The organism is Streptomyces sp. NPDC104313 (genome assembly GCF_055583985.1).
In genome coordinates this window covers 112,950-139,096 of the sequence record NZ_JBVJMW010000002.1, presented here as the reverse complement: position 1 = coordinate 139,096, position 26,147 = coordinate 112,950, and the positions used below count along the sequence as shown (strand labels likewise).

The following is a 26,147-nucleotide window of genomic DNA, read 5'->3' as shown; positions in this document are numbered from 1 at the left end:
CGCGTACGGCCGCCCCAGCGGTGGCGAAACGTTCAACCCGTCGCGTCGCCCGTCCCGTGGCCGAATCGCGACCGGAGCCTGCGCCACACCGCCGGGGCCCCGCTGATCAGCAGGGTCAGGGCGACCGCCGCGACCACTCCCTGCCACGGCTCCGGGAACAGCGAACCGCCCAGAACGCCGATCAACTGGTACGTCGCCGCCCAGGCGAGGCAGGCCGGAACATCGCCCCGGGCGAACTGCCGCAACGGCATCCTGCCCAGCAGACACGCCAGCATCACCGGAATCCGCCCGGCCGGCACAAGACGGGACAGCACCAGAACCGTCCCGCCGTGTGCCTCCAGCTTCTCCTGCGCCTTGGCCAGCCGCTCCGGCGCGGCCCGGCGGGTGATCGCCTCCAGCCACTTCGAGCCGTTCCTCGACCGGACCCCGCGCTGCCCGAGCCAGTACAGGCAGACGTCCCCGAGGAACGCGGCGGCCGACGCCGTCAGGAAGACGAAGAGCAGGGTGAGCGGCGACGTCTGGTGGAAGGCCACCACCGCCGCCGAACTCACCAGCGCCCCCGTCGGCACCACGGGCACCAAGGAGCCCAGCGCCACCAGGGTGAACAGCGTCGGATAGCCGACCGCCTGCTGGGCCGACCCGGTGGGCAGTTCCCGCACCACCTGCTGGATCTCCTGGATCTCCTGGATCACGGGCCGGCCTCCGGTCTCACGCGTTCGCCGTGCCCCAACAGATGCACGGACACCTCGGGCGCCCGCTTCGCCGCATGCCGCACGAACTCGTCACCCGGCGAGTGGAACTCGTGCGGGCGCACCCCGTCCAGACCGATCGGCCAGTACGTGCCGTAGTGCACCGGCACCGCGGACCTCGGCGCGAGACGGGTCAGCGCCTCGGCGGCGCGGGCCGGGTCAAGATGGCTGGGGCCCAGGTAGGGGCCCCAGCCGCCCACCGGAAGCAGCGCCACGTCCACCGGTCCCACCGCGTCGGCCATCCCGTCGAAGAGCCCGGTGTCCCCGGCGAAGTACGTCCGCGCCTCGCCTTCGACCACATAGCCGAGCGCCGGCGCCCGGTGCGGCCCGACCGGCAGCCGCCGGCCGTCGTGCAGGGCGGGGACCGCCCGCACCCGCACCTCGCCGACCCGCACCGTGTCGCCCGGCTTGACCTCGGTGATGTGCAGCTGCCGCGTCCGCCGCAGCGCCCGCAGACCCGGCACGGCCGCCACCGCGCCGCTCGGCACGATCAGCCGGCTGCCGGGGGCCAGCCGGGCCAGCGACGGCAGATGCAGATGGTCGGAGTGCAGATGGGAGACCAGTACCACCTCGGCGACCGCGGCCTGCGGCGGCGGCACCTCGCCCCGGCGGCGGCGCAGATGCGCGAAGCGCCGCACGAACAGGGGGTCGGTCAGCACCCGCACCCCCGAGTCCTCGATCGTGCAGGTGGCATGACCCCACCAGGTGATCTCCACCGACACCTCGGCCTCCTCGCTCGATCCCCGTCATCCGTCATCCGTCATCGGTAATCCCTGATCCTGATGTCCCTGATCCCGATGTCCGTGGTCCCGCAATCCCCGTGGCCACCTGGCCCAGAGGCGCCGGAACACGGGGGCGCAGGGACGCCGGGGCCTGTCCCGGCGCGGCGCGCGCGGCCCATGCCCGGGTGCGCTGCCGGTACGAGCCTATGCGCCCCCCGTACCGTCCCGCCGGGCCTCGAGGCTCTCGCCGAAGCCGCTGACCGGCGTCGGCGCTGTGAAAAGCTGAAGGGCAGGCTGCGGGCGACCGGAGCCAGGGCGGAAGGGCGTGAGGTGGACCGGCGTGGGTGACGGGAAGTGGCGTACGGCGGGCAGAGCCCTGATGCGGGTGATCGCGGTCTGGGCGGTGTCCACGCTCACCATGCTCGTCCTGGCCGGAGCCCTGCCCGACTTCCAGCTCCAGTCCGACGACGGCGACACCATCACCAGGACGGCCTTCACCGCAGCCTGGGGCGCGGGCGCCTTCGGCCTTCTGTCGGCCCTGGTCTGGCCCGTCCTCGTGCGGGCCCTGCTCATCGTGCCCGCGCTCGTCCTGGGCGCCCTGGTCTTCTTCCTCAACGGCTCGCTGCTGCTGATAGCGCTGCGCCTCATCCCGGACGGGCGCGGCGCGGCCAACCCGGAGACCGCGGTCGTCGTCGCCGCCGTGATGTCCGCCGTAGCCTCCGCCACCTCCACCGCGCTCGCCGTCCGCGACGACGAGGCCTACCGCCGGCGGTTGTCCCGCCTCGCCGACCGGCGCCGCCGTCGCGGACGCTCCCCGGGCCCGCCGGAACCCGGCCGCGACGGACCGCCCGGCACCGTCTTCCTCCAGCTCGACGGAGTCGGCCACGATGTCCTGGTGAAGGCCGCGGCCGACGGGCTGATGCCGACCGTCGCCGGCTGGCTCGCCGACTCGTCCGGACACCGGCTCACCCCTTGGCGCACCGACTGGTCCAGCCAGACCGGCGCCAGCCAGCTCGCCATCCTGCACGGCAGTAACCATGACGTTCCCGCGTTCCGCTGGTACGAGAAGGAGACCCGCACCGTCATGGTCTCCAGCCGTCCATCGAGCGCCCTCGAAATGCAGCGCCGGGCCATCGAGCGCACCCGTGACGGCGGTCTGCTCACCATCGACGGCGCGAGCCGGGGCAATCTCTTCAGCGGCGGAGCCGGACAGCTCGCCCTGGTGCTCTCCATGGCTGCCCGACGCGGCAAGGGCCGCCGCTCCCGCGCCGGATACTTCGCCTACTTCTCCGACCCGGCCAACGCCACCCGTACGGCCCTCTCCTTCGTCGCCGAGGTCCTCCGCGAGATCGGCCAGTCGACCCGGGCCCGCGCCCGGAAGGTCACACCGCGGATCAAGCGGGGCGGGCTCTACCCCTTCATCCGCGCCTTCGCCACCGTCGTGGAGCGCGACGTGGTCGCCGCCGCCGTCCTCGGTGACATGTTCGCCGGACGCACCGCCGTCTACGCCGACCTCGTCGCCTACGACGAGGTCGCCCACCACTCGGGGCCCCACAGCCGTGACGCGGAGAAGGTCCTCGTGCGCCTCGACCGTTCTCTCGCCCTGATCGCCAAGATCGCCGATCACACCCCGCGCGCCTACTGGATCGTGCTCCTCTCCGACCACGGCCAGAGCTCCGGGGAGACGTTCGCGGGAAAGTACGGACTCACGCTCAAGGACCTCGTCCGGGCGGGCTGCGGGCTGCCCGTGCCGCGCCGGGCCCAGCGCACCCGCAGCGCCTCCGAGGCCCGCGACGCGGTGCGGATCGCACTGCACCGCCCCGTCGAGGGCCAGGAGGCCGAGCACCCGGCCAAACTCTCCGACCCGATCGTGCTGGCCTCCGGCAACCTCGGGCTGGTCTCCTTTCCCGACATCGAGGGCCGCGCCTCCCGCGAACAGATCGAGCGCCGCCACCCGGCGCTGCTCTCCACGCTCGCCAACCATCCGGGGGTCGGCTTCCTCCTCGTCCGCTGCGGCGAGCACGGCTCCGTGGTGCTCGGGCCCGGCGGGGCCGAAGTGCCCGTCGCCGACCTGACGGACGGCGAGGGCCCGCTGGCGGTCTTCGGCGTCGGGGCGGCAGCCGCCGTACGGCGCACCGACACCTTCCCGCACGTCGCCGACGTGATGGTCAACTCCCGTTACGACCCCGCCACCGGTACCGTGCACGCCTTCGAGGAGCAGGTCGGCTCGCACGGTGGCCTCGGCGGCGAACAGTCCCGGCCGTTCCTGCTCTCGCCGCGCGGACTGACGGACCCGCTCGACATCGTGGCCGCCGAGGCCGCCGAGGGCGCACCCGTACCGCCGGGTGGCGGGCTGGTGGGCGCCGAGGCGGTGCACCGGGTGCTGACCCGCTGGCTCCAGGAGTCCTCCGGCCCCCAGGTACCGGTGCGGGCCGAGGGATTCGGCGGGGCGGGCCCGACGGACGAGCCGTTCCCGGGCGATTCCCCGGAACACCGTCGCCCGTGACACACCGGCCACGGCCGCCACGTCCTCCAAGGTCGCGGGGCGTACGGGCTGCGGCACTTCGGCTGTCATCCAGCCCCTTGTACCCACAGGCCGGCCGCCCCGTTCAGCGAGGGCCCGCACCGGCCCGGCCGTCGTTCCAGCTCGGCGAGGAACTCCGCCACCCGCACCACGTCGGCGGCGGTCTTCGGCGCGGCTTCGGCCCCCTCGGCCGCCGTGTTGGCCGCGTCGGCCTGAAGGGATCGGGGGCGTTGTCAGTGGTGGGCGGAAGAATGGTGGCCATGACGAACTCAGCCGCTGTGCTCGCCGATGCCGCCGCCTATGCCGCCGCGGTGGATGAGGCCTCCCTCGCCGCCGCCGCGTACTACGCCACGGGCGAGAGCACGCTGGACGACGACGCCTACGACCGGCTGGCACGCGGAATAGCCGCGTACGAGGCGGACCACCCGGGGGAGGTGCTTGCCGCCTCGCCGACGGGCAAGGTCGCGGGCGGGGCCGCCGTCGGCGATGTGCCGCACACGGTGCCCATGCTCTCGCTGGACAACGTGTTCTCGGCAGAGCAGTTCGTGACCTGGACCGCGTCGCTGGAGCGACGGATCGGCAGGCCGGTGACCGCGTGGAGCGTGGAGCCGAAGCTCGACGGCCTGGCGGTCGCCGCGCGCTACCGGGACGGCCGGTTCGAGCGCCTCATCACCCGGGGGGACGGCACGGCCGGCGAGGACGTCTCGCACGCGGCCGGCGCCGTCGTCGGCCTGCCGGAGCGGCTGGCCGCCCCGGTCACCATCGAGGTGCGCGGGGAGATCCTCATGACGAACGAGCAGTTCGAACAGGGCAACGCGATCCGGACGGAACACGGCGGCGCCCCCTTCGCCAACCCGCGCAACGGGGCGGCGGGCACCCTGCGCGCCAAGGACCGCGCCTACCGGGTGGAGACGACCTTCTTCGCCTACGACGCGCTGCCGCTGCCCGATTCCGGGGAGCTCGCCGGGACCCTCGCCGAACTGCCCCACAGCGAGGTCCTGGAGTACGTGGCCGGCCTCGGCGTGCACACGGCCGCGGGCACCGACGTCGCACCGCTCCGGGCCACCACGGTCGAGGAGGTCCAGGCGCGGGTGGAGGGGACAGGTTCCCTGCGCGCCGCGCTGCCGTTCGGTATCGACGGGATCGTGATCAAGGCTGATCTGGCAGCCGACCAGCGCGAGGCCGGCTCCGGCACCCGCGCGCCCCGCTGGGCCATCGCCTACAAACTGCCTGCCGTGGAGAAGATCACCCGCCTGCTGGCTGTCGAGTGGAACGTCGGGCGCACGGGCATCATCGCGCCGCGCGCCGTCCTGGAACCCGTGGAGATCGACGGCTCCACCGTCGGTTACGCCACCCTCCACAACCCGGCCGACATCACCCGCCGCGACCTGCGGCTGGGGGACCGGGTCATGGTCTACAAGGCCGGCGACATCATCCCGCGCGTCGAGGCCCCCGTGGTGCACCTGCGCACCGGCGAGGAGACGCCCATCGTCTTCCCCGAGAGCTGCCCGCAGTGCGGCTCCGACATCGACACGAGCGAGCAGCGCTGGCGCTGTACCCGGGGCCGCAACTGCCATCTGGTCGCCTCCGTCTCGTATGCGGCGGGGCGAGATCAGCTCGACGTCGAGGGTCTCGGCTCCACCCGGGTCGTCCAGCTCGTCGACGCGGGCCTTGTCGCGGACTTCGCGGACCTGTTCACTCTGGAGCGGGAGCAGTTGCTCGCCCTCGACCGGATGGGCGAGACCTCCACGGACAACCTCCTGGCGGCCATCGAAACCGCCCGGACCCGGCCGCTGTCCCGGGTCTTCTGCGCCTTGGGCGTACGCGGCACCGGGCGTTCCATGTCGCGTCGTATCGCGCGGTATTTCGCCACGATGGACCGGATCGTCGCCGCCGACGCGGAGACGCTCCAGCGGGTCGACGGCATCGGCAAGGAGAAGGCGGCCGCGGTGGTCGCCGAGCTGGTGGAGCTGGCGCCGCTGATCGACAAGCTCGTCGCGGCCGGGGTGACGATGACCGAGCCGGGCGCGACCCCGCCCCCGGAGCCCGGGACGGAGGAGGCGGCCGACGCGGAGGCAGAGGCCGGTGGCGAGGCCGGACCCGATTCCACGCTGCCCCTGACGGGGATGACCGTGGTGGTCACGGGCGCGATGTCCGGAGCGTTGGAGAGACTGTCGCGTAACCAGATGAACGAACTGATCGAGCGGGCGGGCGGCAAGTCGTCCTCCAGCGTCTCCCGGCGCACGAGCCTCTTGGTCGCCGGGGAGAAGGCCGGATCCAAGCGCGCCAAGGCGGAGGACCTGGGGGTCCGGATCGCGGTGCCGGAGGAGTTCGCGAAGCTGGTCGGCGCCTTCCTGGCGGCGGGGGAGGAGGGCTGAGCCGGTTGCCTGCCGTGCATGCTGCGATGGTGCACCTGTGAATCTGTGAGGAAGTGGCGTTCCATCACCTCGTATTGCATAGTGAGGGTTCGGTCGTGCCTCGCTATCAGTGGGCCGATGGGTGTGTGGGCGGTTGCGGTGGCCGGCCAGGGGTGAGGGACTATGCGTTCTGTGCACGACGGACAGCGATCGGGTCGCGCCGTCCCGCCGTCGTCCCGGGACGTCGGCACGGGCCGACGGATTCCCGTCCTCCGCGGACCTGGAGGACCTGACGGGCCTGACGGGCCTGACGGAGTGGAATCTGCCCGGATCATCCCTGCCCCGACCGCTGTTTCCCGGACCCCTCCGGTCCCGGACGTTCGCGGCCCGCTCACTTCCGTGCCCGGCGAGTGGCCAGGGCCGCTCCGCCCGAATGCGGGCCCATCGGGGAAGGGCCCCGGACGGCTTCGTGACGGGAGCGGTGCCGGGGTGTTCGGGGCGGTGCGTTCCCAGGGAGGTCGCCTGACGCACCAGCTGCTGCGCGTACCGGGCACCCAGAGCGCACCGGGCATCCCCCGGCCGCCCGGGGACAGGCCCTGGACCTGGGCAGCTCCCGCACCCGGGCCCGGACAGATCCTCAGCTCCGTGCTCCGCCATCGGACTGTGTCGCCCGGGCAATCCGGCCGACCGAGGTGATGCCGTACCCGGGACCGTCCCGGCCGAGCGCGTTCCGGGTGCGGTCTCTGCCGGCCATGCTGGTGCTCGCCGTTCTCACTGTCCTCACCCTGGTCGGCGGCGCCGCCTCGGCGACCGGCACAGCGCCCGCCCCGACTTCCCGGAGCCTCGCGCCCGTCGTCACCGCCGCCGCCTCGGCGCTCGCCGCACCGCAGACCCAGCACGCAGGGCCTGACTCCCGGCACCGCGCCGGGCATGGCTCCGGACACGACTTCAGGCACAGCGCCGGGCATAACTCCGGATACGACTTCAGGCACCGCGCCGGGCATGTCGGGGGACCTGAGCGCGGGGGGCCGGACCACGCGAGTGGTGTCGTGGCCCATCCGGGCACGGGTGCGATGGTCCGGGCCGGGCACGAGCAGCCCAGGGCGGCGGCCGATCCGGCGCAGGCCCCCCGGGCGGGCACCGGCCGGGCGTACCTGCTCCTTCACGCCCCACCACCGCCGCACGACGCGCTGACACCCGCTCCACCGAGGCCGGCCGAACCGCGCGTCGGCGTACAGCGCGTCGCCGCGCATTCCTTCGACGCGCCCGGCAGTCGCAGGGGCGCGCTCCCCGACGTACGGGGGCCTCCGGGCAGGACCACCGGTCCCACGACCGGCCATCCGTCCTGTTCTGCCGATCCGGCGCCGCGTCCTCACTGAGGTGAGGGCGCCGGACGCCCCACCGGAGGATTTCCATGACTCGCGCCACCACGGTGCGAGCGGTTCTGGCTGTCGCCGTTCTGCTCGTCTCCGTCTACATCAGCCTGACCATGTCGCCCAGACTCGGCCTCGATCTCCAGGGCGGCACCCGTATCGTGCTCCAGGCCCGGGACACCGCCACCGTCGAGGCGGACCGGGAGACCACCGACCGCACCCTGGAGGTGCTGCGCCGGCGCATCGACTCGCTGGGAGTCTCCGAGCCGACCCTGACCCGGTCCGGCGAGGACCGGATCATCGTCGAACTGCCCGACGTCCAGGATCCGCGCCAGGCCGCCGAAGTGATCGGCCGCACGGCTCAGCTCACCTTCCACGCGGTCGAGGGCCCGCCGGTCGAGGAGCCGGACGAGAAGCCCTCGGGCTCCGAGCCCACCGCCGACCCTGATTCCGCCGACCCTGGTTCCACCACCGACACCGATTCCACCACCGGCACCGACCGGCTGACCCTTCCCGACGAGCAGGGCCGCGCCCTCGCCCTCGGCCCCGCCCGGCTCTCCGGCGCGGGCGTCGAGGACGCCACCGCCGGCTTCGACGCGCAGGGGGGAGCGGGCTGGGGCGTCTCGCTCGAATTCCGCAAGGACGCCGGCCAGGACTGGAAGCGGCTGACCGGCGAGGCCGCCTGCCATCCCGCCGGGGACGACCGACGGAGGGTCGCCATCGTCCTCGACGAGAAGGTCATCTCCTCGCCGCAGGTCGACCCCTCGGTCGGCTGCCGGGCCGGACTGCCGTCCGGGGCCACCCAGATCACCGGCTCGTTCAGCGCGGACGAGGCGCGTGACCTGGCGCTGCTCATCAAGGGCGGGGCCCTGCCCGTGCCCGTCGAGATCGTCGAGCAGCGGACCGTCGGTCCGACGCTCGGCGCGGCGGCCATCGACGCGAGCGCCCGGGCGGCCCTCATCGGCGCAGCCGCCACCGCACTCTTCATCACCCTCGTCTACCGCCTCTTCGGCGCGCTGGCCGCCGTGGCGCTGGGCGCGTACGGGGTGATCTCCTACGCCGCGCTCGTCGCCCTCGGCGTCACGCTGACGCTCCCCGGGCTCGCCGGTTTCGTCCTCGCGATCGGCATGGCGGTCGACGCGAACGTCCTGGTCTTCGAACGGGCCAGGGAGGAGTGCGCCGAACGGCCGAAACGCTCCCTGCGCTCCGCGCTGACCACCGGGTTCACAAAGGCGTGGAGTGCGGTCGCCGACTCCAACGCGACCACGCTGATCGCGGCCGGACTGCTCTTCCTCCTGGGCTCGGGGCCGGTCAAGGGCTTCGGGATCACCCTCGCCATCGGGGTCGTCGCCTCGATGTTCTCCGCGCTGGTCATCGCCCGCGCACTCACCGAGATCGCCGCGAACTCCCGCTTTGTCAGTGACTACCGGAGCGTCAACGGCATCGCGCGCCCCGGCGCCGTACGGACCTGGTTGGTCCGCAAGGATCCGCGGCTCTACCGGAAACCGGTCCGCTGGCTCGTCGTCTCGGCGGCCCTGGTCGCCGTCGCGGCGGCCGGGATCGTGGTGCGTGGGGTCGATCTGGGCGTGGAGTTCACCGGGGGCCGACTGGTGGAGTACTCCACCAACCGACCGGTCGACATCGAAACGGCCCGGGACACGCTCGCCGCCGCGGGGTTCGGCGACGCCGAGGTCACCACGGCCGGGGACGGCGACCTGTCCGTACGCACCGGGAAGCTCGACAACGACGGCGAACACGCCCTGCGGACGGCCCTCGCCGAGGAGGGCGGCGAGACGACGAAGGTACGGGACGAGCTGATCGGCCCGAGCCTCGGCGACGAACTGCGGCGCAACGCCCTGATCGCCCTGGGGGTCGCGGTGGCCGTGCAGCTGGCCTACCTGGCGGTCCGGTTCCGCTGGACGTTCGCCGTGGCCTCCGTCGGGGCCATGGTGCACGACGTGATTCTCGTGGTGGGGGCCTTCGCCTGGCTGGGGCGGCCGGTGGACGGCATCTTCCTGGCCGCGCTGCTCACCGTCATCGGCTACTCGGTCAACGACTCGGTGGTGGTCTTCGACCGGGTACGGGAGATATGGGGGGCGAACCGGCGGACACCGCTGGACATCATCGCCCGCCGGGCCGTCCTCCAGACCGTTCCGCGTACGGTGAACACCGGGATGGGTGCCCTGTTCATCCTGGCCGCCCTCGCGGTGCTGGGCGGCGACTCGCTCGCCGACTTCGCGCTCGCCCTGCTCATCGGTATCTGCGTCGGCACCTGGTCCTCGGTGTTCGCCGCCGTACCCGGGGCCATCGTCCTGGAACGGAACGCCAAGTCCCCGCCGCCCGCCCCCGGGAAGCGGAAGGGCTCGGCATACGGGCGCCCGGGTGCCTCCCGGCGCGACCCGCTCGACAACGGAGCGCGCGTCTGAGGTGATCCCGCGCTCCGGCGCCACGACCGGCCGCCCCGGCAGGTCGTGGCACCGAGGGCCGGGGATCAGGACGGGACGCGGGCGTGCAGATAGGAGGCCGTCTCCCGGTCGGCGGGGAGGAACGTCTCGATGGCCAGCTCGGCCACCGTCACGTCCATCGGCGTGTTGAACGTCGCGATCGACGAAACGAACGACAGGACCCGGCCCCCGTGTTCGAGCAGCATCGGCAGCGCGAACGCCGCGGAGCGCTCCCGCCCCGTACGGCCGTCCCGGACGGCGCGGTCCGCGCCGCCCGCCCGTGCGGGGACCGGATAGGCGGCCACCTCGTCGTACAGCTCGCGCAGCTCCGGCGAGCGTACGAGGGCGATCTGGCGGCCCATCTGCGCCAGCAGGTCCGCCCGCCACTCCGGGAGGTTCACGATGCGCGGGGCGAGCCCCTCCGGGTGGAGGGTGAGCCGCATGGCGTTCACCGGCGGGGCCAGCAGCTTCTCCGGCACCCCTTCCAGCAGGAGGGCGATCCCCCGATTGGCCGCCACCACCGTGTAGGTGCCGTCCACCACGAGCGCCGGATAGGGCTCGTACGCCGAGAGCAGCCGGTCGAGGCTGTCGCGGAGGGAGGCCATCGCGGGGTCGTCGAGCGGCGTCTGCGCGTAGCGGGGCGCGTAACCGGCGACCACCAGGAGGGCGTTGCGTTCACGGACCGGGACGTCCAGCTGTTCGGCCAGCCGCAGGACCATGTCCTCGCTGGGCCGGGAGCGGCCCGTCTCGATGAAGGAGATGTGGCGGGCCGAGGAGTCCGCGCGAAGGGCCAGCTCCAACTGGCTGATGCGCCGCTGTTCCCGCCAGTCCCGCAGCAGCGGCCCCACGCCCGTGTCGGGCAAGACAGTCGTCATGCCAAGACCGTAACGTCACCGGCGGACCGGGGCCGGCACGGGCCGCCCCGGCCCGCTGTGACGTACGCGCCGATCCACCGAGACCCACGGGAGCCGTTCCATGAGCGCAGAACCGCTGTCGCCGACCGAGATCGACCGTCGGCTGGAGAGCCTGCCCGGCTGGGCGCTGGAAGGTGACCGGATCACCCGGACCTTTCGGCTGCCCTCCCACTTCGCCGCCGCCGCGCTGACGGTCCACATCGCGCGGATTCAGGACGAGCTGAACCACCACTCCGACCTGACGCTCGGATACAACACGGTGGCCCTCTCCGTCCACACGCACGACGCGGGAGGCAGGGTCACCGAGAAGGACCTCGCGCTCGCCGCCCGGGTGGCGTCCGCCGCCCCGGCCCACGGGGCCGAATAGTCCGGCGGGGCCGGACAGCCCGCCGGGCCCCGCGCCGCTGCGGTCCGGTCGGCCCCGGCCCCGGCCCGGCTCAGGCCACCGTGCCGAACCTCGGATGCGCGCCGAGCCACTGCGCGTAGTTCGGGCTGCGCGACACCGCCTCCGCATACGCCGCGCGGGTCGCTCCGGCCACCGTCCCCGCCGCGGCGTCCGCGGCGGGCGAGTGCGGGTGCCAGCCCACCAGATGACGCCAGCTGAGCGGAGCGCCGGCCAGCGGTCTGGTCACCAGGCCGGGTGCCGGCGGGAACGTCGCCCGGCACAGCCCTATCGCCCGCCCCACCTGCACCAGATGGACGACGGATGCGGTGTCCGTCTCGTACACCGACACGGGGGTGAAGCCCGACCGGGTGCAGGCCGCGGTGAAGCAGTCGGCGAAGCAGCCGTCGCCGGGCACGTCCGCCCAGCACTCGTCCGCGAGGGCTGCCAGGTCCAGCTCCTCTTCACCGGCCAGGGTGTGGTCCTCCGGCAGCATCACGAAGACCGGGTCCACCCCGACGACCTCCCAGACCAGCCGGTCCGCCAGCGGCGGCGGACTCTCGCCGCACGTTCCGATCAGCGCGAAGTCCAGCCGGCCGTCGATCACCAACGAGGCGATCTCGGACACCGACCACGAGGTGTACGTCGACACCGGCGCCGACGGGTGCGCGGCGGCCATCCGGTCCACCAGACCGCCGAGCAGCGGACCGTGCGTGCCGCCCAGCCGGAACCGGTCCAGCGACCCCGTGGCATTGGCGAACCGTACTGCCTCAGCCTGGAGTTCACTGACCGCGGGCAGCACCACCCGGGCCCGCTCCAGCACCAGTTCGCCGAGCGGGGTGGCACGCGCTCCGGTGTGGTCGCGGTCGAAGAGAGCGCCGCCCAGGGCCTTCTCGATCCTCCGCAGCTGAGCGCTGAGGGCAGGCTGGGCAAGCCCCAGTGCGGCGGCGGCCTTGGTGAGGCTGCCCGTGTCGGCAATGGCGCGGACTGTTCGCAGATGGCGCAACTCGAGCTCCATAAGGGCAAGTTATGGGCCCGGGGGCACCCCGGCAATATGTGCGCTCCGCCTACCGTTCGGTCGGTGTACACGTGCCATGAGGCCTGTCGTCGAACTGCCGCCTCTCCAGGCGGCGCGCCCGGCTCGCGACAGGCCCTGGGAGGCGTCCTGCCGACCGGGGCCGGGCGGCCAGGACACGGCGTTCCGGTTCAGCCGTGCCAGGCACCGTCCCCGGCGGCCTCGCGGGCGAAGACGGAGAAGTCCTTCGGCTCCCGTCCCAGGACCCGCTTCACGTCGTCCGTCGTCGCCGCGTTGTGGCCGTCCAGGAGCGTCGCGAACAGCTCGGCCAGGAATTCCGCCTCCGGACCGAACCCCTCGAACTCCCCCAGCAACGAGGCGTACGCGGGTCCCGTCACCGGCACATACCGCACCGGCCGACCCGCCGCCCGGCCCAGCTCCTCGGCCGCTTCCGCGAACGTCAGGCTCCGGGGGCCCGTCAGCTCGTACACCGCCCCCGCGTGCCCGTCCCCGGTCAGTGCGGCCACCACCACGTCGGCCAGGTCATCGAGGTCCAGGAACGGTTCCGCCGTCGTACCCGCGGGGAACACCACCTCGCCGCCGAGCACACCTTCCAGCAGCGCGCTCTCGCTGAAGTTCTGCGCGAAGAACGCCGACCGGACGACCGTGACCTCCGCTGTCCCGGCGGCCCCGCGCAGCGCTTCCTCGGCGACGGCCGCCCGCGGTTCGCCGCGGCCCGACAGCAGCACCACCCTGCGCACCCCGCACGCCGCGGCGGTCCGCCCGAAGGAGGCCATGGCCTCCGCCGCTCCGGGCACCGCCAGATCCGGGTAGTACGCCACATAGGCGGCCCGGGCACCGCGCAGAGCCGCCGCCCAACCCGACTCGTCCTGCCAGTCGAACGGCACCTCGCCCGTGCGTGAACCCGAGCGGACCGGCACCCCGAGGGCCGTCAGCCGTTCCACCACCCGACGACCGGTCTTGCCTGTGCCGCTCGTCACCAGAAACGTTCCCGCGGCCACGCCCGCTCCCTGCCCCGTCATCCGTCCCACGCCCCGTCCGCCGTCCTCGCCGTTGCTGTCGCCGTTGCCGTTGCCGTTGTCGTTGCCGTTGTCTCGTCGAGTGAACGCGTTCTCCGTCATGGCTCCAGGCTCCCTGGCCCGAGGCCGCCCGGACATGCTCCAAAGACTCAGGCGCCTACTTCTCCGTCCACCTCTCCGTCCACCTCTCCGCCCACGCGTCTAGGCTGGCGGCCATGGACGCTCTCGCCGGACTCCTGGACGGACCACGGGCCCGGGGCGCGTTTCTGCTCCGCATGGTGATGGATCCGCCCTGGGCGGTGCGGGTCGAGGACCGGGCCCCGATCTGCCTCATGTCGGTCCGGCGCGGCACCGCCTTCATCGTCCCGTCCGGCGGAGGCGAACCGGTCCGGCTCGGCCCCGGGGACATCGCGGTGGTCCGCGGCCCCGATCCGTACAGCGTCGCCGACGCACCCGGGACGACACCCCACGCGCTCGTCGGTCCCGGCGGCGTCTGCACCACGCTGCACGGCCGACCGGCCTCCCAGGACCTGGTGCTGTCCGTACGGACCTGGGGAAACGCGGCCGACGGTTCCACGGCGGTCCTCGTCGGCACCTATCTGCTGGACGGCGAGATCAGCCGCCGGCTGCTGGACGCCGTGCCCCCACTGCTCACGGTCCCCGCCGACGCGCGGACCCGGCCGCTGCTGGACCTGCTCGACGCGGAGATCGCCCAGGACGAACCGGGCCAGCGCGTGGTCCTGGACCGTCTGCTGGACCTGCTGCTCATCGCCGTGCTCCGCGCCTGGTTCGCCCGGCCCGGGGCCGACGCTCCCGCCTGGTACCGCGCGATGGGCGACCCGGTTGTGGGCACGGCGCTGCGGTTGTTCAGGGACGACCCGGCGCACCCCTGGACCGTCGCCTCGCTCGCCGCCCGCGCCGGGGTGTCCCGGGCCGGTCTCGCCCGGCGGTTCACCGAGCTGGTCGGGGAGCCGCCGATGGCGTATCTGACCGGCCGGCGGCTCGCCGTCGCGGCCGATCTGCTGCGCGAGAGCGACGCCACGGTGGAGGCCGTGGCCCGGAAGGTCGGCTACAGCACCCCCTTCGCCCTCAGCGCGGCGTTCAAGAGGGTCAGGGGCGTCAGCCCGCAGGAGTATCGCGACAGCCCGTCGGGAGACCACCTCGATTTGCCGGACCGGCAACGAAGATTGCCGAGTGGCCGCCCTTTGGGGAGGCTGATCCCATGAGCAGCCACGCCGGTCACGGCCACCTCGACGCGCACGCACCCGCCACCCCCGTACGCACCCACGCGCATGCCCATGTGCATGGATCGGGCGGCGACCCGGCGACGGACATCGACTGGGACGTTCTGGGCCCCCTGCTGGAGCAGGAGGCCGAACTCAATGGCGCGCAGTACGAGGAGGCGGCCCGCTGGATCGCCGCCCTGCCCACCGCGCCGCAGGTCCGCCGGGTCCTGGACATCGGCAGCGGCCCCGGTGTCGTCTCCTGCCTGCTGGCCGAGGTCTTCCCGGAGGCCGAGGTGGTGGCGGTGGACGCCACGCCCGCTCTCCTGGAACGCGCGAAGAACCGTGCGGGGCGCCTTGGTGTGATCGACCGCTTCCAGACCTTGGAGGCCGAACTCCCTGCGGACTTCCACCGGTTGGGCGAGGCCGATCTGATCTGGGCGGGCAACTCCCTGCACCACCTGGGCGACCAGCGCGCCGCTCTGGCAGGCCTCGCCGGGCTCCTGCGTCCCGGCGGCACGGTCGCGCTCGTCGAGGGCGGACTGCCCACCCGGCGGCTGCCCCGCGACATCGGCATCGGACAGCCCGGCCTGGAGGCCCGTATGGGCGCGGTCGCCGCCACGCGCTTCGAGCACATGCGGTCCGAACTCCCGGGCGCGAAGCGGGAGACCGAGGACTGGAGCGCACTCTTCACCGCGGTGGGCCTCGTCCCGCAGGGCACCCGAAGCTTCCTCCTCGACCTGCCCGCCCCGCTCTCCCGTCCCGCCCGCGACCATGTCGTCGCGAGCATCACCCGCGAGCGGGAGGTGCTCGGGGAGCTGCTGAGGGCCGAGGACGCCGCGGTACTGGACCGGCTGCTGGACCCCGAGGACCCCGAAGGCCTTCACCACCGCCCTGACGTCCACCTGCTCACCGCCCGCACGGTGCACCTGGGCCGACGGGACTAGGACATATTCGGGTCCAGGATCTCGGCCATTCAGTGCCAAAAGGAGCCAGTATGCGTCGCACCACCCCGGCGCGGCCGTTCGACGTCCTCGAGGCGTCGCCCGAGCCCCTGCCGACCCCGTTCCCCGGCTCTGCCCCGAGTGCGGTGCGGCGGCGGAACCGCTGCTGACCCATCGCCACGACCGCATGGGACGGCGGCGGCAGTGGGAAACCCGAAGGGGACCGGGCGAACCCCGTCCCGCTTTTTCCGGGCACTCTGTCGGGGGACCGCACCGGGATCGTCATCGCCGGCGGCTACGACCTGAAGCTCCCCATCTGCCCGGCGTCCCCGGACCACCCGCACATCGAGCTGATCCCGTGAGGATCAGCTGACCGGCGTTGCCCGCGGCGCCGGCTCCAACTGCCACCACTGGAAGGGGGAGTCGGTGTCCTCCCACTGCTGAACCGTGCCACCGGCCTCGGTGGAACGGTCGGCGACCTCCATGACGAGGCCGCTGATGAAACTCACCAGCGTCACCGTCCCGGGCGCCTCCGGATGCTGTTCGATCAGCCACTCCTGGGCGCCGAAGTTGTTGGCCTTCCACTGCTGGATCCGGGTGCCGTTCTCCGTGCCGGCGCCTGCCACGTCCAGCCGCTTCCCGCTGTGCTCGTTGACCAGGTGGAAAAGGGCCGCGCCCTCGTGCACCGGGGCCAGCCGCCATACCTGTGCGGCCGTGCCGTCGGCCTCGCCCTGCTGGACCCGGGCCCCGCTGCCCTTGGCCGCGCCGTACACCTCCAGCACCAGTTCGCTGCCGATGTTGCGCAGGCGGTACGGACCCGCCTCGACGACGGGCGCGAGTTCGCCGCTCATGTTCCCTGTCTCCCCGGTTCGACGTGTGTACTGCCGTACTGCGGCCGGCGCACCGGCTGCCGACGGCGCCCCCACCGAAATCGCCCATCACGGTGGGGCGCCGCAGGCCGGACGCTTACGCGCCGACGTTGAACTCCACCGGGTTGAAGCCGAGCCGCCTGCCCTCGTCCAGCGCCGCGAAGGCGGCGAGGTCGTCGGCGTCCAGCTCGAAGCCGAACACATCGAGGTTCTCCTTGATCCGCGACGGTGTCACGGACTTCGGGATCACGATGTTGCCGCTCTGCAGATGCCAGCGCAGCACCGCCTGGGCGGGCGTACGGCCGTGCTTCTGGGCGATGGCGACGACTGTCGGCACCTCCAGCAGGCCCTTGCCCTGCCCCAGCGGCCCCCATGCCTCGGTGGCGATGCCGTGCTCGGCGTGGAAGGCACGGAGCTCGGCCTGCTGGAGCTGCGGGTGCAGCTCGATCTGGTTGACGGCCGGGACCACGGAGGTCTCGGCGAGCAGCCGCTTCAGGTGCTCCGGGTGGAAGTTCGACACGCCGATGGTCCTCGCGCGGCCGTCGGCGAGGATCTCCTCGAACGCCTTGTACGTGTCGGTGTACGCGTCCTTCGCCGGGACCGGCCAGTGGATCAGGTACAGGTCGACGTAGTCCAGGCCGAGCCTGTCCAGCGAGGCGTCGAAAGCGCGCAGGGTGCTGTCGTGGCCCTGCTCGCTGTTCCACAGCTTCGTGGTGACGAAGAGCTCGTCACGGGCGATGCCGGAGGCCGCGATGGCCTTGCCGGTGCCGGTCTCGTTCTTGTAGACCGCGGCGGTGTCGATGCTCCGGTACCCGGTCTCGATGGCCGTGGCGACCACCTTCTCCGCCTCGTCGTCCGGCACCTGCCAGACACCGAAACCGAGCTGCGGCATGTCGAGGCCGTTGTTGAGGGTGATGGAGGGGACCTGGCTCACGAGCGGTCGATCCTTACGTCGTCGGTTGGTGATTCCCCACGACAACGACCGGGCGGGCCCAGGCATTCCCGCCCCAGGGGCTGCACAGGACCAGCCCGCCGATCCCGCCGCCGGGTCAGTGGTACAACGCGTCGACCTCGACCGCGTACGCCGTCTCGATCGCCTTGCGCTTCAGCTTCAGCGAGGGTGTCAGCAGCCCCAGTTCCTCGGTGAACGGGTGGGCCAGGATCCGGAACGTACGGATCGACTCGGCCTGGGAAACCGCCGTGTTGGCGGCCACCACCGCCCGGCGGACCTCCATCTCCAGGTCCGGGTCCCGCACCAGGTCGGCCGGGCCGAGCGGGGTGCGGCCCCGCATCGACAGCCAGTGCTCCACGGACTCCTGGTCGACGGTGACGAGCGCCGCGATGTACGGGCGGTCGTTGCCGACGACGATGCACTGAGCCACCAGCGGATGCGCCCGCACGCGCTCCTCCAGGCCGGCCGGGAAGACGCTCTTGCCGCCGGAGGTCACCAGGATCTCCTTCTTCCGCCCGGTGATCGTCAGATAGCCGTCCTCGTCCAGCGCACCGAGGTCCCCGGTGGCGAGCCAGCCGTCCCGCAGTACCGTCCGGGTGGCCCCGGGATCGCCCAGATAGCCGGAGAACACGTTCGGCCCGTGCACCCACACCTCGCCGTCGTCCGCGATGTGCACCGACGTCCCCGGAATCGGCTGCCCGACCGTCCCGTACCGGGTGCGCTCGGGAGGGTTCGCCGTCGCCGCCGCGGTCGACTCGGTCAGCCCGTACCCCTCGAAGACGCTCACCCCGGCGCCCGCGAAGAACAGCCCGAGCCGGCGGTCCATGCCCGAGCCGCCCGACATCGCGTGCCGCACCCGGCCGCCCATCGCGTCACGGACCTTCTTGTAGACGACCTTGTCGAAGAACCGGTGCCGCATCCGCAGCCCGGCCGAGGGACCAGGCCCGTCCCCGAACGCCTTCCGCTCCATGGCCTCGGCGTACTTCACCGCGATGTCGACGGCCTTGTCGAACGGCTCGGCCCGGCCCTCCGCCTCGGCCTTGCGCCGGGCCCCGTCGAACACCTTCTCGAAGATGTACGGCACCGCCAGAATGAACGTCGGCCGGAACGTCACCAGGTCCGGCATCAGCGCGTTCGCGGACAGCTCCGGCTGATGGCCGAGCTTGACCCGGCCGCGGACCGCGGCGATCTCGACCATCCGCCCGAAGACATGGGCCAAGGGCAGGAAGAGGAGGGTGGCCGCCTCGTCGCCTGGCCTGGAGTGGAACACCGGCTCCCAGCGCGTGACCATCGTGTCGCTCTCGAACATGAAGCTCGCGTGGGTGATCACGCATCCCTTGGGGCGGCCCGTCGTCCCCGAGGTGTAGATGACGCTCGCCACGGAGTCGGGCGTCACCGCGCGCCGGTGGCGCTGCACCACCTCGTCGTCGATACCCGCGCCCGCCCCGAACAGCTCGTCCACCGCTCCGGCGTCCAGCTGCCACAGCCGCTTCAGACGCGGCAGCCGGTCGATCACCGAGCCGACGGTCATCGCGTGGTCCTCGTGCTCGACCATCACCGCCACGACCTCGGCGTCGTGCAGCATCCACAGGACCTGCTCGGCGGAGGAGGTCGGGTAGACCGGCACGGACTGGGCCCCGACGGTCCAGAGCGCGAAGTCGAAGAGCGTCCACTCGTAGCGCGTACGGGACATCAGCGCGACCCGGTCGCCGAACCGCACCCCGTGCGCGATCAGTCCTCTGGCGAGGGCCAGCACCTGATCGCGGAATTCCCCGGAGGTCACATCACACCACTGGCCCCCGGCGCACCTGCGGCCGAGCGCGACGCGGTGCGGATCGTTCTCCGCGTACGCGAAGACCACGTCGGCCAGACCGCCGACCTGAGGTGCCGCCGGTATGGGTGGGACAGTGAAATCGCGCAATGACATGCTCCTAGTGGCGCTCCGCACAGCGCCGCGACGCTACCCCAGGCAGGGGCCCCGCGGGAGGGGCCCGGACCCTCCGCATACCGTGCCGTCCGCCCCGGCCAACCGTCGAAATCCGGCCAGATGGGCAAGGCTCGGGCGCCCGTCCGGTCCAGTTCCGACGAAGGGGTAAGTGGCTCGCGCCGGAATCTCCACCGAATCCGACCAATCCGACCACTGCGACCACCGGGGGCACCTCGATCACCGCGGGCACCGTGACCACTGCCGGTCCGCGGAGCGGCCACGGCCCTTCCCCGCCGCCGGTGCCGCGGTGCGGCCGATCGCCGCCCGCCAGGATCGCGGAGGCCGGCGCGTCGGCCGCCTCCTGGGCCGCGCCCCGGCGGTTCCCGTGCAGCAGGAAGCTCCGGGACTCCGGATCTCAGCCCTGGCGGGCCGGCGCCTCCAACGCGATCCGGTGCTCACCGGCGTACACGTTCATCGACGGGCCGCGCAGGAAGCCGACCAGCGTCAGCCCGCTTTCCGCCGCCAGGTCCACGGCCAGTGACGACGGCGCCGAAACCGCCGCGAGCACCGGGATACCCGCCATCACGGCCTTCTGCGCCAGCTCGAACGAGGCCCGCCCCGACACCAGCAGAACGGCCCGCGACAGGGGCAGCCGGTGGTCCGTGAGCGCCCGGCCCACCAGCTTGTCGACCGCGTTGTGCCGTCCCACGTCCTCACGGACGTCCAGCAGCTCGCCCTCCTCGGAGAACAGCGCGGCGGCGTGCAGGCCGCCCGTCCGGTCGAACACCCGCTGCGCGGCCCGCAACCGGTCCGGGAGGGCGGACAGCAGCTTTGGGGTGACCCGGACCGGGGGAGTGTCGGCCACGCGGTGCCGGGTCGTGGTGCGTACCGCGTCCAGGCCGGCCTTGCCGCACAGGCCGCACGAGGAGGTGGTGTAGACGTTCCGCTCCAGCGTGATGTCGGGGACCTCGACCCCGGGCGCGAGCTTCACGTCCACCACGTTGTAGCTGTTCACACCGTCCGCCGTCGCCCCGGCGCAGTAGGCGATCGACCGCACCTCGTTCCCTTCGGCGATCACCCCCTCGCTGACGAGGAAGCCCGCCGCCAGCGCGAAATCGTCGCCCGGCGTACGCATCGTGATGGCCAGCGGACGGCCGTTCAGGCGGATCTCCAGGGGCTCCTCCGCCACCAGGGTGTCCGCGCGGGAGGAGACGGCACCGTCCCGGATGCGGAGGGTGCGGCGGCGTTCGGTGGCCCGTCCCATGGATGTGAACCCCGATTCTGTCCGTGTGCGATGGCTTCTTTCCGTAGGGGCGAAGCCGGAACCCGACCCCGACATTGTCCGGCACCCGCACCGGTGTGTCGCAGTCAGGGCCGCAGCACGCTGACCAGGCTGTTGTCAACGCTCCAACGTGTGGGCCGGATTCCTGTGGGATCACGTGCCCCCGTACCCGGCGGTAGCGACCAAGACTGGATGTTTCCTGCCCTACCCGACGATGGGAACCCGTATGACCGGCTCACGTGTCGTGGCGCTCGGCCACTACCAGCCCGCCAAGGTGCTCACCAACGACGATCTGGCGGCCATGGTCGACACGAGCGATGAGTGGATCACCAGCCGGGTCGGTATCAAGACCCGCCATGTGGGTGGCCCCGACGAGCCGGTGGACGAGATGGCCGCGCACGCGGGAGCCAAGGCGCTGGCCACGGCCGGGCTGACGCCCTCGGACATCGATCTGGTCCTCGTCGCCACCTCCACCGCGATCGACCGGTCGCCGAGCATGGCGGCGCGGGTCGCGGCACGGCTGGGCATGGGCTCGCCCGCCGTGATGGACATCAACGTGGTGTGCTCCGGCTTCACACACGCGCTGGCCACCGCCGACCACGCGATCCGGGCCGGTGCGGCGGCCCGGGCCCTGGTCATCGGTGCCGACAAGATGGCCGACATCGCGGACTGGACCGACCGCAGTACCTGCGTCCTGCTCGGCGACGGCGCGGGCGCCGCGGTCGTCACCGCCGACCCGGCGGCCCCCGACACCCCGGAGGGGCCCGGCATCGGACCGGTGCTGTGGGGCTCCGTGCCGGAGATGGGCAACGCGGTCCGGATCGAGGGGACGCCGCCGCGCTTCGCGCAGGAGGGCCAGTCCGTCTACCGCTGGGCCACCACCCAGCTCCCCCCGATCGCCCGCCGGGTCTGCGAGAAGGCGGGCATCGCCCCGGAGGACCTGGCAGCCGTCGTCCTGCACCAGGCCAATCTGCGGATCATCGAGCCGGTCGCCCGCAAGATCGGCGCGGTCAACGCCGTCATCGCCCGGGACGTGGTGGACTCCGGCAACACCTCGGCCGCCTCCATCCCGATGGCCCTGTCCAAGCTGGTCGAGCGCGGCGAGGTCGCCTCCGGTGCGCCCGTCCTGCTCTTCGGATTCGGCGGAAACCTCTCCTACGCGGGTCAGGTCATCCGCTGCCCCTGACCGCTTTTCCGGGCGCCGGGGTGAGCTCCGGCCGAGAACCTTTGTCCTGGGTGTGGAGAAAGTTGGAGCTGATTCCTGCGCAACTTCTTCCCACTCCGGCAAAGCGCTGCTACCTTCCCCACGAAAGCCCGACGGACTGGCCGATGTGGCGGGGAGGGACGCGTGAGACGCATGACGGCACGACCCGCGAACGCGCATCAGGCACGGCTGCTCCGACTGCTGCGCGACGGGGGCCCCAACTCCCGTGCGCAACTGGGTGATCAGGTCGAGCTGTCGCGCTCGAAGCTCGCCGTCGAGGTGGACCGGCTGCTGGAGACCGGCCTGGTGGTGGCCGACGGACTCGCCGCATCGCGCGGCGGGCGCCGCTCGCACAACATCCGGCTCGCTCCCGAACTGCGTTTCCTCGGGGTCGATATCGGCGCCACCTCGATAGACGTGGCCGTCACCAACGCGGAGCTGGAGGTACTGGGACACCTCAACCACCCGATGGACGTGCGCGAGGGCCCCGTCGCCGTCTTCGAGCAGGTCCTGTCGTTGGCCGCCAAACTGCGGGCCTCCGGGCTCGCCGAGGGCTTCGACGGCGCGGGCATCGGGGTCCCCGGCCCCGTCCGCTTCCCCGAGGGCGTGCCGGTCGCGCCGCCGATCATGCCGGGCTGGGACGGTTTCCCGGTCCGCGAGGCGCTGAGCCAGGAGCTGGGCTGCCCCGTCATGGTCGACAACGACGTGAACCTCATGGCGATGGGGGAGCAGCACGCGGGCGTCGCCCGCTCCGTGGGCGACTACCTCTGCGTCAAGATCGGCACGGGCATCGGCTGCGGCATCGTCGTCGGCGGCGAGGTCTACCGCGGTACGACCGGAAGCGCGGGGGACATCGGGCACATCCAGGTGGACCCGGACGGCCGGCCCTGCGCCTGCGGCAACAAGGGCTGCCTGGAGGCCCACTTCAGCGGCGCCGCCCTCGCGCGGGACGCGGAGGACGCGGCCCGGGAGGGCCGCTCGCCCGAGCTCGCCGCCCGGCTGGAGGCGGCGGGCCGCCTCACCGCCGCCGACGTGGCGGCCGCCGCCGCCGCCGGGGACGTCGCCGCGCTCGACCTGATCCGCGAGGGCGGCAACCGGCTCGGCCAGGTGATCGCGAGTCTGGTCAGCTTCTTCAATCCCGGTCTGGTGGTGATCGGCGGCGGGGTCACCGGCCTCGGTCACAACCTCCTCGCCAGTGTCCGCACCCAGGTCTACAAGCAGTCCCTGCCCCTGGCCACCGGCAATCTGCCCATCGTGCTGGGCGAGTTGGGGCCCACCGCCGGAGTGATCGGCGCAGCCCGGCTCATCAGCGACCACCTCTTCTCACCGGCCTGACCACAGGGCCGTACGCACCACCGTATTGGTCAGCTACCCGGCATCAGCCAGGTACTAGTGCGGTACTCGTCAGCTACATCGGTCAGGTACCCGTCGGGTCTCGCTCATCAGGTACTAGTCAGCAGCCGTTCGCGGTGCCGCCGGCTCCACGGCACCTCCAGCCCTGCGCCCTGTCCGCTCACCGGCCCTCCCCGGCCCCTCGGCACCGCCCGAGCAGGGGAGACCCCATTCGCCGAGGGGATTCGTCATGGCACCAGAACCACCCCTGCTCACCATGTCCGGCATCACCAAGCTCTTCCCGGGCGTCCGCGCCCTGGACGGCGTCGACCTGGAAGTCCAGGCCGGCGAGGTCCACTGCCTCCTCGGCCAGAACGGTGCGGGCAAGTCCACCCTCATCAAGGTGCTCGCCGGAGCCCACCAGCCGGACGACGGCGAGATCACCTGGCGCGGTGAGAGCGTCCGGCTCAAGTCGCCGATCGCGGCCATGCGCCTGGGCATCGCCACCATCTACCAGGAACTCGACCTGGTCGAAGGCCTCTCGGTCGCCGAGAACGTCTTCCTCGGCCACGAGCCGACCAGCGCCGGCTTCATCGTCCGCACGGGGGAGGGGCGTCTCGCCGCGAAAGCGCTCCTGGCCCGCCTCGGGCATCCGGAGATCGACCCCGCCCGGCACGTCGGCGACCTCTCCGCCGCCCAGCAACAGATCGTCTCCATGGCGCGGGCGCTCTCCCACGACGTCCGGCTCATCGTGATGGACGAGCCCTCCGCCGCCCTCGACCCCGACGAGGTCGACAACCTCTTCCGGATCGTCGACGGCCTCACCGCCGACGGGGTGGCCGTCGTCTACATCTCGCACCGGCTCGAGGAGATCCGCCGCATCGGCGACCGGGTCACCGTCATCAAGGACGGCCGGACCGTCGCCGTCGGGCTGTCCGCCGCCGACACGCCCACCCGCGACATCGTTGCCATGATGACCGGCCGGGACGTCGCCTATGTCTTCCCGCCACGCCCTCAAGAGCCTGCCGCCGCCACCGTCGAACCCGTGCTCCGGGTCCAAGGCCTCTCCCGGAAAGGCGAGTTCGCCCCCGTCGACCTGGAGTTGCGGCCCGGCGAGATCGTCGGCCTCGCCGGGCTCGTCGGCTCGGGACGCTCGGAGATCCTGGAGACCATCTACGGAGCTCGCAAGGCGTCCACCGGGACCGTCACCGTCGCCGGCAAGCGGCTCCGCCCCGGCAGCGTCCGCGCCGCCGTCGCCGCCGGCATCGGCCTGGCGCCCGAGGAACGCAAGGCGCAGGCCCTGCTGATGACCGAGTCGGTCACCCGTAACGTCTCGGTCTCCTCCCTCTCGCGCTTCGCCCGGATCGGCTGGATCGACCGGAGCGGGGAGCGGAGGGCCGCGCAGAGCGCCACCCGTGAGCTGCAGATGCGGCCCGACAACCCGGACGCCGCCGTCCGCACCCTCTCCGGCGGCAACCAGCAGAAAGCCGTCCTCGCCCGTTGGCTGCTGCGCGGCTGCCGGGTCCTGCTGCTGGACGAACCCACCCGTGGCGTCGACGTCGGCGCGCGCGCCGAGCTCTACGCCGTGATCCGCCGGCTGGCCGATGAAGGCCTCGCCGTTCTGCTCGTCTCCAGCGAAGTGCCCGAAGTCCTGGGCCTCGCCGACCGGGTGCTGGTGCTCCGCGAAGGCCAGGTGGTCCACACGGCCCCCGCCCAGGAGCTCGACGAGCACCGTGTACTCGACCTCGTGATGGAAGGGAGCCCGACGCCATGACACAGCCCGCCCCGTCGGCGCAGCACAACGGGCCGGACAAGGGGACCCTCACCGGCCCCTCCGACGCGCCGCCCCCGAAATCGGGCGGTGGCATGCCGGCCCTCGGTCTGCGGCTCGACGTCCGGATCCTGTCCCTGCTCGGCGTCCTCGCCGCCCTGATCCTGGTCGGCGGCATCACCGAACCGGACGCCTTCCTGGACACCGGCAACCTCCAGCTGATCCTGACCCAGGCCTCCGTCATCGGTGTCGTCACCGTCGGCATGACCTTCGTCATCATCAGCGGGGGCATCGACCTCTCCGTCGGCGCCATGGTCGCCCTCGCCTCGGTGTGGGCGACGACCCTGGCCACCCAGGAGTACGGCTTCGCGGGCATCGCGTTCACCGCCGTCATCGTCGGACTCGCCGCCGGACTGGTGAACGGCGTCCTCATCGCGTACGGCGGCATGGTCCCGTTCATCGCGACGCTGGCCATGCTGGCCTCGGCGCGCGGACTCGCCCTCCAGATCACCGACGGCAAGACCCAGATCGTCACCGTGGACCCGGTCCTGGACCTCGGCCTGCCCGACTCCTACATCCTCGGCATCCCGCCGCTGGTCATCATGTTCGCCGTGGTCACCGTCGTCGGCTGGCTGATCCTCAACCGGACCACCTTCGGCCGCCGCACGGTCGCCGTCGGCGGCAACGCGGAGGCCGCCCGGCTCGCCGGGATAGACGTCCGCCGCCAGCGCCTCTACCTCTACCTGCTGTCCGGGCTGTGCTGCGGCATCGCCGCGTTCATGCTGATCGTGCTCGCGGGCTCCGGCCAGAACACCAACGGCAACCTGTACGAGCTCGACGCCATCGCCGCCGCGATCATCGGCGGGACCCTGCTCAGCGGCGGCCGGGGCACCATCGTCGGCTCCGTCCTCGGCGTCCTGATCTTCACCACGATCACCAACATCTTCGCTCTCAACAACCTCCAGAGCGATGTCCAGCAGATCGCCAAGGGCGCCATCATCGTCGCCGCCGTCCTCGTCCAGCGCCGCACCATGCGCGGCAGGGACACCTGAGGCCCCCGGCCACCCCGAACCGCCCCGGCACCCGAACGAACCCCCCGCACCCGCACCTCGTACGCACCCAC

Annotated in this window: 19 protein-coding genes; 10 read left to right on the top strand and 9 right to left on the bottom strand. The window is 72.4% G+C overall.

Translation table 11 applies throughout. The annotated features are described in order from the left end of the window. Nucleotides 1-32: 32 nt before the first annotated feature. Nucleotides 33-692, bottom strand: a complete 660-nt coding sequence (locus tag ACZ60Q_RS04560) for a DedA family protein (protein ID WP_469628313.1) — start codon at nucleotides 690-692, stop codon at nucleotides 33-35. Beyond that, nucleotides 689-1,465 (bottom strand): MBL fold metallo-hydrolase, encoded by a 777-nt coding sequence (locus ACZ60Q_RS04555; protein ID WP_469629506.1) that lies wholly within the window; start codon nucleotides 1,463-1,465, stop codon nucleotides 689-691. Before ACZ60Q_RS04555 ends, ACZ60Q_RS04560 begins: the two co-directional genes overlap by 4 nt. A 346-nt stretch (nucleotides 1,466-1,811) precedes the next feature. Between ACZ60Q_RS04555 and ACZ60Q_RS04550 the strand changes: the two genes are divergently transcribed. The 3 genes from ACZ60Q_RS04550 to secD all read left to right on the top strand — a co-directional run bounded on the left by ACZ60Q_RS04550 (nucleotide 1,812) and on the right by secD (nucleotide 10,151). Beyond that, nucleotides 1,812-3,977, top strand: a complete 2,166-nt coding sequence (locus ACZ60Q_RS04550) for a phage holin family protein (RefSeq protein ID WP_469628310.1) — start codon at nucleotides 1,812-1,814, stop codon at nucleotides 3,975-3,977. A gap of 269 nt (nucleotides 3,978-4,246) precedes the next feature. Continuing rightward, on the top strand, nucleotides 4,247-6,373 hold the full coding sequence (gene ligA / locus ACZ60Q_RS04545) for an NAD-dependent DNA ligase LigA (protein WP_469628307.1): 2,127 nt from the start codon (nucleotides 4,247-4,249) through the stop codon (nucleotides 6,371-6,373). 1,393 nt (nucleotides 6,374-7,766) lie between these two features. Beyond that, the gene (secD, locus tag ACZ60Q_RS04540) at nucleotides 7,767-10,151 is read left to right on the top strand and encodes a protein translocase subunit SecD (protein ID WP_469628304.1); all 2,385 of its coding nucleotides are present in this window, start codon (nucleotides 7,767-7,769) and stop codon (nucleotides 10,149-10,151) included. 65 nt (nucleotides 10,152-10,216) lie between these two features. Here secD and ACZ60Q_RS04535 read toward each other — a convergent pair whose 3' ends face one another. Next, nucleotides 10,217-11,044, bottom strand: a complete 828-nt coding sequence (locus tag ACZ60Q_RS04535) for a helix-turn-helix domain-containing protein (protein WP_469628301.1) — start codon at nucleotides 11,042-11,044, stop codon at nucleotides 10,217-10,219. A gap of 100 nt (nucleotides 11,045-11,144) precedes the next feature. On the opposite strand from ACZ60Q_RS04535, the gene ACZ60Q_RS04530 reads away from it, so the two are divergent. Next, nucleotides 11,145-11,450, top strand: a complete 306-nt coding sequence (locus ACZ60Q_RS04530; RefSeq protein ID WP_469628298.1) for a 4a-hydroxytetrahydrobiopterin dehydratase — start codon at nucleotides 11,145-11,147, stop codon at nucleotides 11,448-11,450. Nucleotides 11,451-11,520: 70 nt separating this feature from the next. On the opposite strand, the gene ACZ60Q_RS04525 is transcribed toward ACZ60Q_RS04530, so the two are convergent. Together ACZ60Q_RS04525 and ACZ60Q_RS04520 are read right to left on the bottom strand one after the other, a co-directional pair. Then, a complete protein-coding gene (locus ACZ60Q_RS04525) occupies nucleotides 11,521-12,483 on the bottom strand; it encodes a LysR family transcriptional regulator (protein WP_469628296.1) in 963 nt (320 codons plus the stop codon). A gap of 188 nt (nucleotides 12,484-12,671) precedes the next feature. Continuing rightward, complete coding sequence (locus tag ACZ60Q_RS04520; RefSeq protein ID WP_469628293.1) at nucleotides 12,672-13,622, bottom strand: Rossmann-fold NAD(P)-binding domain-containing protein; 951 nt, start codon at nucleotides 13,620-13,622, stop codon at nucleotides 12,672-12,674. A gap of 113 nt (nucleotides 13,623-13,735) precedes the next feature. Here ACZ60Q_RS04520 and ACZ60Q_RS04515 point away from each other — a divergent pair, with 113 nt between their 5' ends. Both ACZ60Q_RS04515 and ACZ60Q_RS04510 read left to right on the top strand, forming a co-directional pair. Beyond that, nucleotides 13,736-14,746 carry an AraC family transcriptional regulator gene (locus tag ACZ60Q_RS04515; RefSeq protein WP_469628290.1) on the top strand — a complete coding sequence of 337 codons (1,011 nt, stop codon included), beginning with the start codon at nucleotides 13,736-13,738 and terminating at the stop codon, nucleotides 14,744-14,746. Further along, nucleotides 14,743-15,690 (top strand): class I SAM-dependent methyltransferase, encoded by a 948-nt coding sequence (locus tag ACZ60Q_RS04510; RefSeq protein ID WP_469628287.1) that lies wholly within the window; start codon nucleotides 14,743-14,745, stop codon nucleotides 15,688-15,690. Before ACZ60Q_RS04515 ends, ACZ60Q_RS04510 begins: the two co-directional genes overlap by 4 nt. Nucleotides 15,691-16,052: 362 nt before the next feature. Here the strand turns inward: ACZ60Q_RS04510 and ACZ60Q_RS04505 are convergent, their stop codons facing one another. The 4 genes from ACZ60Q_RS04505 to fdhD all read right to left on the bottom strand — a co-directional run bounded on the left by ACZ60Q_RS04505 (nucleotide 16,053) and on the right by fdhD (nucleotide 20,699). Beyond that, complete coding sequence (locus ACZ60Q_RS04505) at nucleotides 16,053-16,538, bottom strand: RICIN domain-containing protein (RefSeq protein ID WP_469628284.1); 486 nt, start codon at nucleotides 16,536-16,538, stop codon at nucleotides 16,053-16,055. 115 nt (nucleotides 16,539-16,653) lie between these two features. Continuing rightward, the gene (locus ACZ60Q_RS04500; protein ID WP_469628281.1) at nucleotides 16,654-17,490 is read right to left on the bottom strand and encodes an aldo/keto reductase; all 837 of its coding nucleotides are present in this window, start codon (nucleotides 17,488-17,490) and stop codon (nucleotides 16,654-16,656) included. Between the two features lie 115 nt (nucleotides 17,491-17,605). Further along, nucleotides 17,606-19,405 carry an AMP-dependent synthetase/ligase gene (locus ACZ60Q_RS04495; protein WP_469629504.1) on the bottom strand — a complete coding sequence of 600 codons (1,800 nt, stop codon included), beginning with the start codon at nucleotides 19,403-19,405 and terminating at the stop codon, nucleotides 17,606-17,608. Between the two features lie 445 nt (nucleotides 19,406-19,850). After that, complete coding sequence (fdhD, locus tag ACZ60Q_RS04490) at nucleotides 19,851-20,699, bottom strand: formate dehydrogenase accessory sulfurtransferase FdhD (protein WP_469628278.1); 849 nt, start codon at nucleotides 20,697-20,699, stop codon at nucleotides 19,851-19,853. 244 nt (nucleotides 20,700-20,943) lie between these two features. Here fdhD and ACZ60Q_RS04485 point away from each other — a divergent pair, with 244 nt between their 5' ends. From ACZ60Q_RS04485 to ACZ60Q_RS04470, 4 genes are all read left to right on the top strand, one after another. Further along, nucleotides 20,944-21,903, top strand: coding sequence for a beta-ketoacyl-ACP synthase III (locus tag ACZ60Q_RS04485; protein ID WP_469628275.1), 960 nt, complete (start codon nucleotides 20,944-20,946; stop codon nucleotides 21,901-21,903). 171 nt (nucleotides 21,904-22,074) lie between these two features. Further along, entirely contained in the window at nucleotides 22,075-23,256 is a 1,182-nt protein-coding gene (locus tag ACZ60Q_RS04480) for an ROK family transcriptional regulator (protein ID WP_469628272.1), read from the top strand. Nucleotides 23,257-23,503: 247 nt separating this feature from the next. Then, a complete protein-coding gene (locus ACZ60Q_RS04475; RefSeq protein ID WP_469628269.1) occupies nucleotides 23,504-25,027 on the top strand; it encodes a sugar ABC transporter ATP-binding protein in 1,524 nt (507 codons plus the stop codon). Beyond that, nucleotides 25,024-26,076 (top strand): ABC transporter permease, encoded by a 1,053-nt coding sequence (locus tag ACZ60Q_RS04470; RefSeq protein ID WP_469628266.1) that lies wholly within the window; start codon nucleotides 25,024-25,026, stop codon nucleotides 26,074-26,076. Before ACZ60Q_RS04475 ends, ACZ60Q_RS04470 begins: the two co-directional genes overlap by 4 nt. Nucleotides 26,077-26,147: the final 71 nt, after the last annotated feature.

Coding starts and splice junctions, on each gene's coding strand:
- ligA (WP_469628307.1), top strand. CDS start 4,247: ATGGTGGCCATGACGAACTCAGCCGCTGTGCTCGCCGATGCCGCCGCC.
- secD (WP_469628304.1), top strand. CDS start 7,767: ATGACTCGCGCCACCACGGTGCGAGCGGTTCTGGCTGTCGCCGTTCTG.
- ACZ60Q_RS04535 (WP_469628301.1), bottom strand. CDS start 11,044: ATGACGACTGTCTTGCCCGACACGGGCGTGGGGCCGCTGCTGCGGGAC.
- ACZ60Q_RS04530 (WP_469628298.1), top strand. CDS start 11,145: ATGAGCGCAGAACCGCTGTCGCCGACCGAGATCGACCGTCGGCTGGAG.
- ACZ60Q_RS04525 (WP_469628296.1), bottom strand. CDS start 12,483: ATGGAGCTCGAGTTGCGCCATCTGCGAACAGTCCGCGCCATTGCCGAC.
- ACZ60Q_RS04520 (WP_469628293.1), bottom strand. CDS start 13,622: ATGACGGAGAACGCGTTCACTCGACGAGACAACGGCAACGACAACGGC.
- ACZ60Q_RS04515 (WP_469628290.1), top strand. CDS start 13,736: ATGGACGCTCTCGCCGGACTCCTGGACGGACCACGGGCCCGGGGCGCG.
- ACZ60Q_RS04510 (WP_469628287.1), top strand. CDS start 14,743: ATGAGCAGCCACGCCGGTCACGGCCACCTCGACGCGCACGCACCCGCC.
- ACZ60Q_RS04505 (WP_469628284.1), bottom strand. CDS start 16,538: ATGAGCGGCGAACTCGCGCCCGTCGTCGAGGCGGGTCCGTACCGCCTG.
- fdhD (WP_469628278.1), bottom strand. CDS start 20,699: ATGGGACGGGCCACCGAACGCCGCCGCACCCTCCGCATCCGGGACGGT.
- ACZ60Q_RS04485 (WP_469628275.1), top strand. CDS start 20,944: ATGACCGGCTCACGTGTCGTGGCGCTCGGCCACTACCAGCCCGCCAAG.
- ACZ60Q_RS04480 (WP_469628272.1), top strand. CDS start 22,075: ATGACGGCACGACCCGCGAACGCGCATCAGGCACGGCTGCTCCGACTG.
- ACZ60Q_RS04475 (WP_469628269.1), top strand. CDS start 23,504: ATGGCACCAGAACCACCCCTGCTCACCATGTCCGGCATCACCAAGCTC.
- ACZ60Q_RS04470 (WP_469628266.1), top strand. CDS start 25,024: ATGACACAGCCCGCCCCGTCGGCGCAGCACAACGGGCCGGACAAGGGG.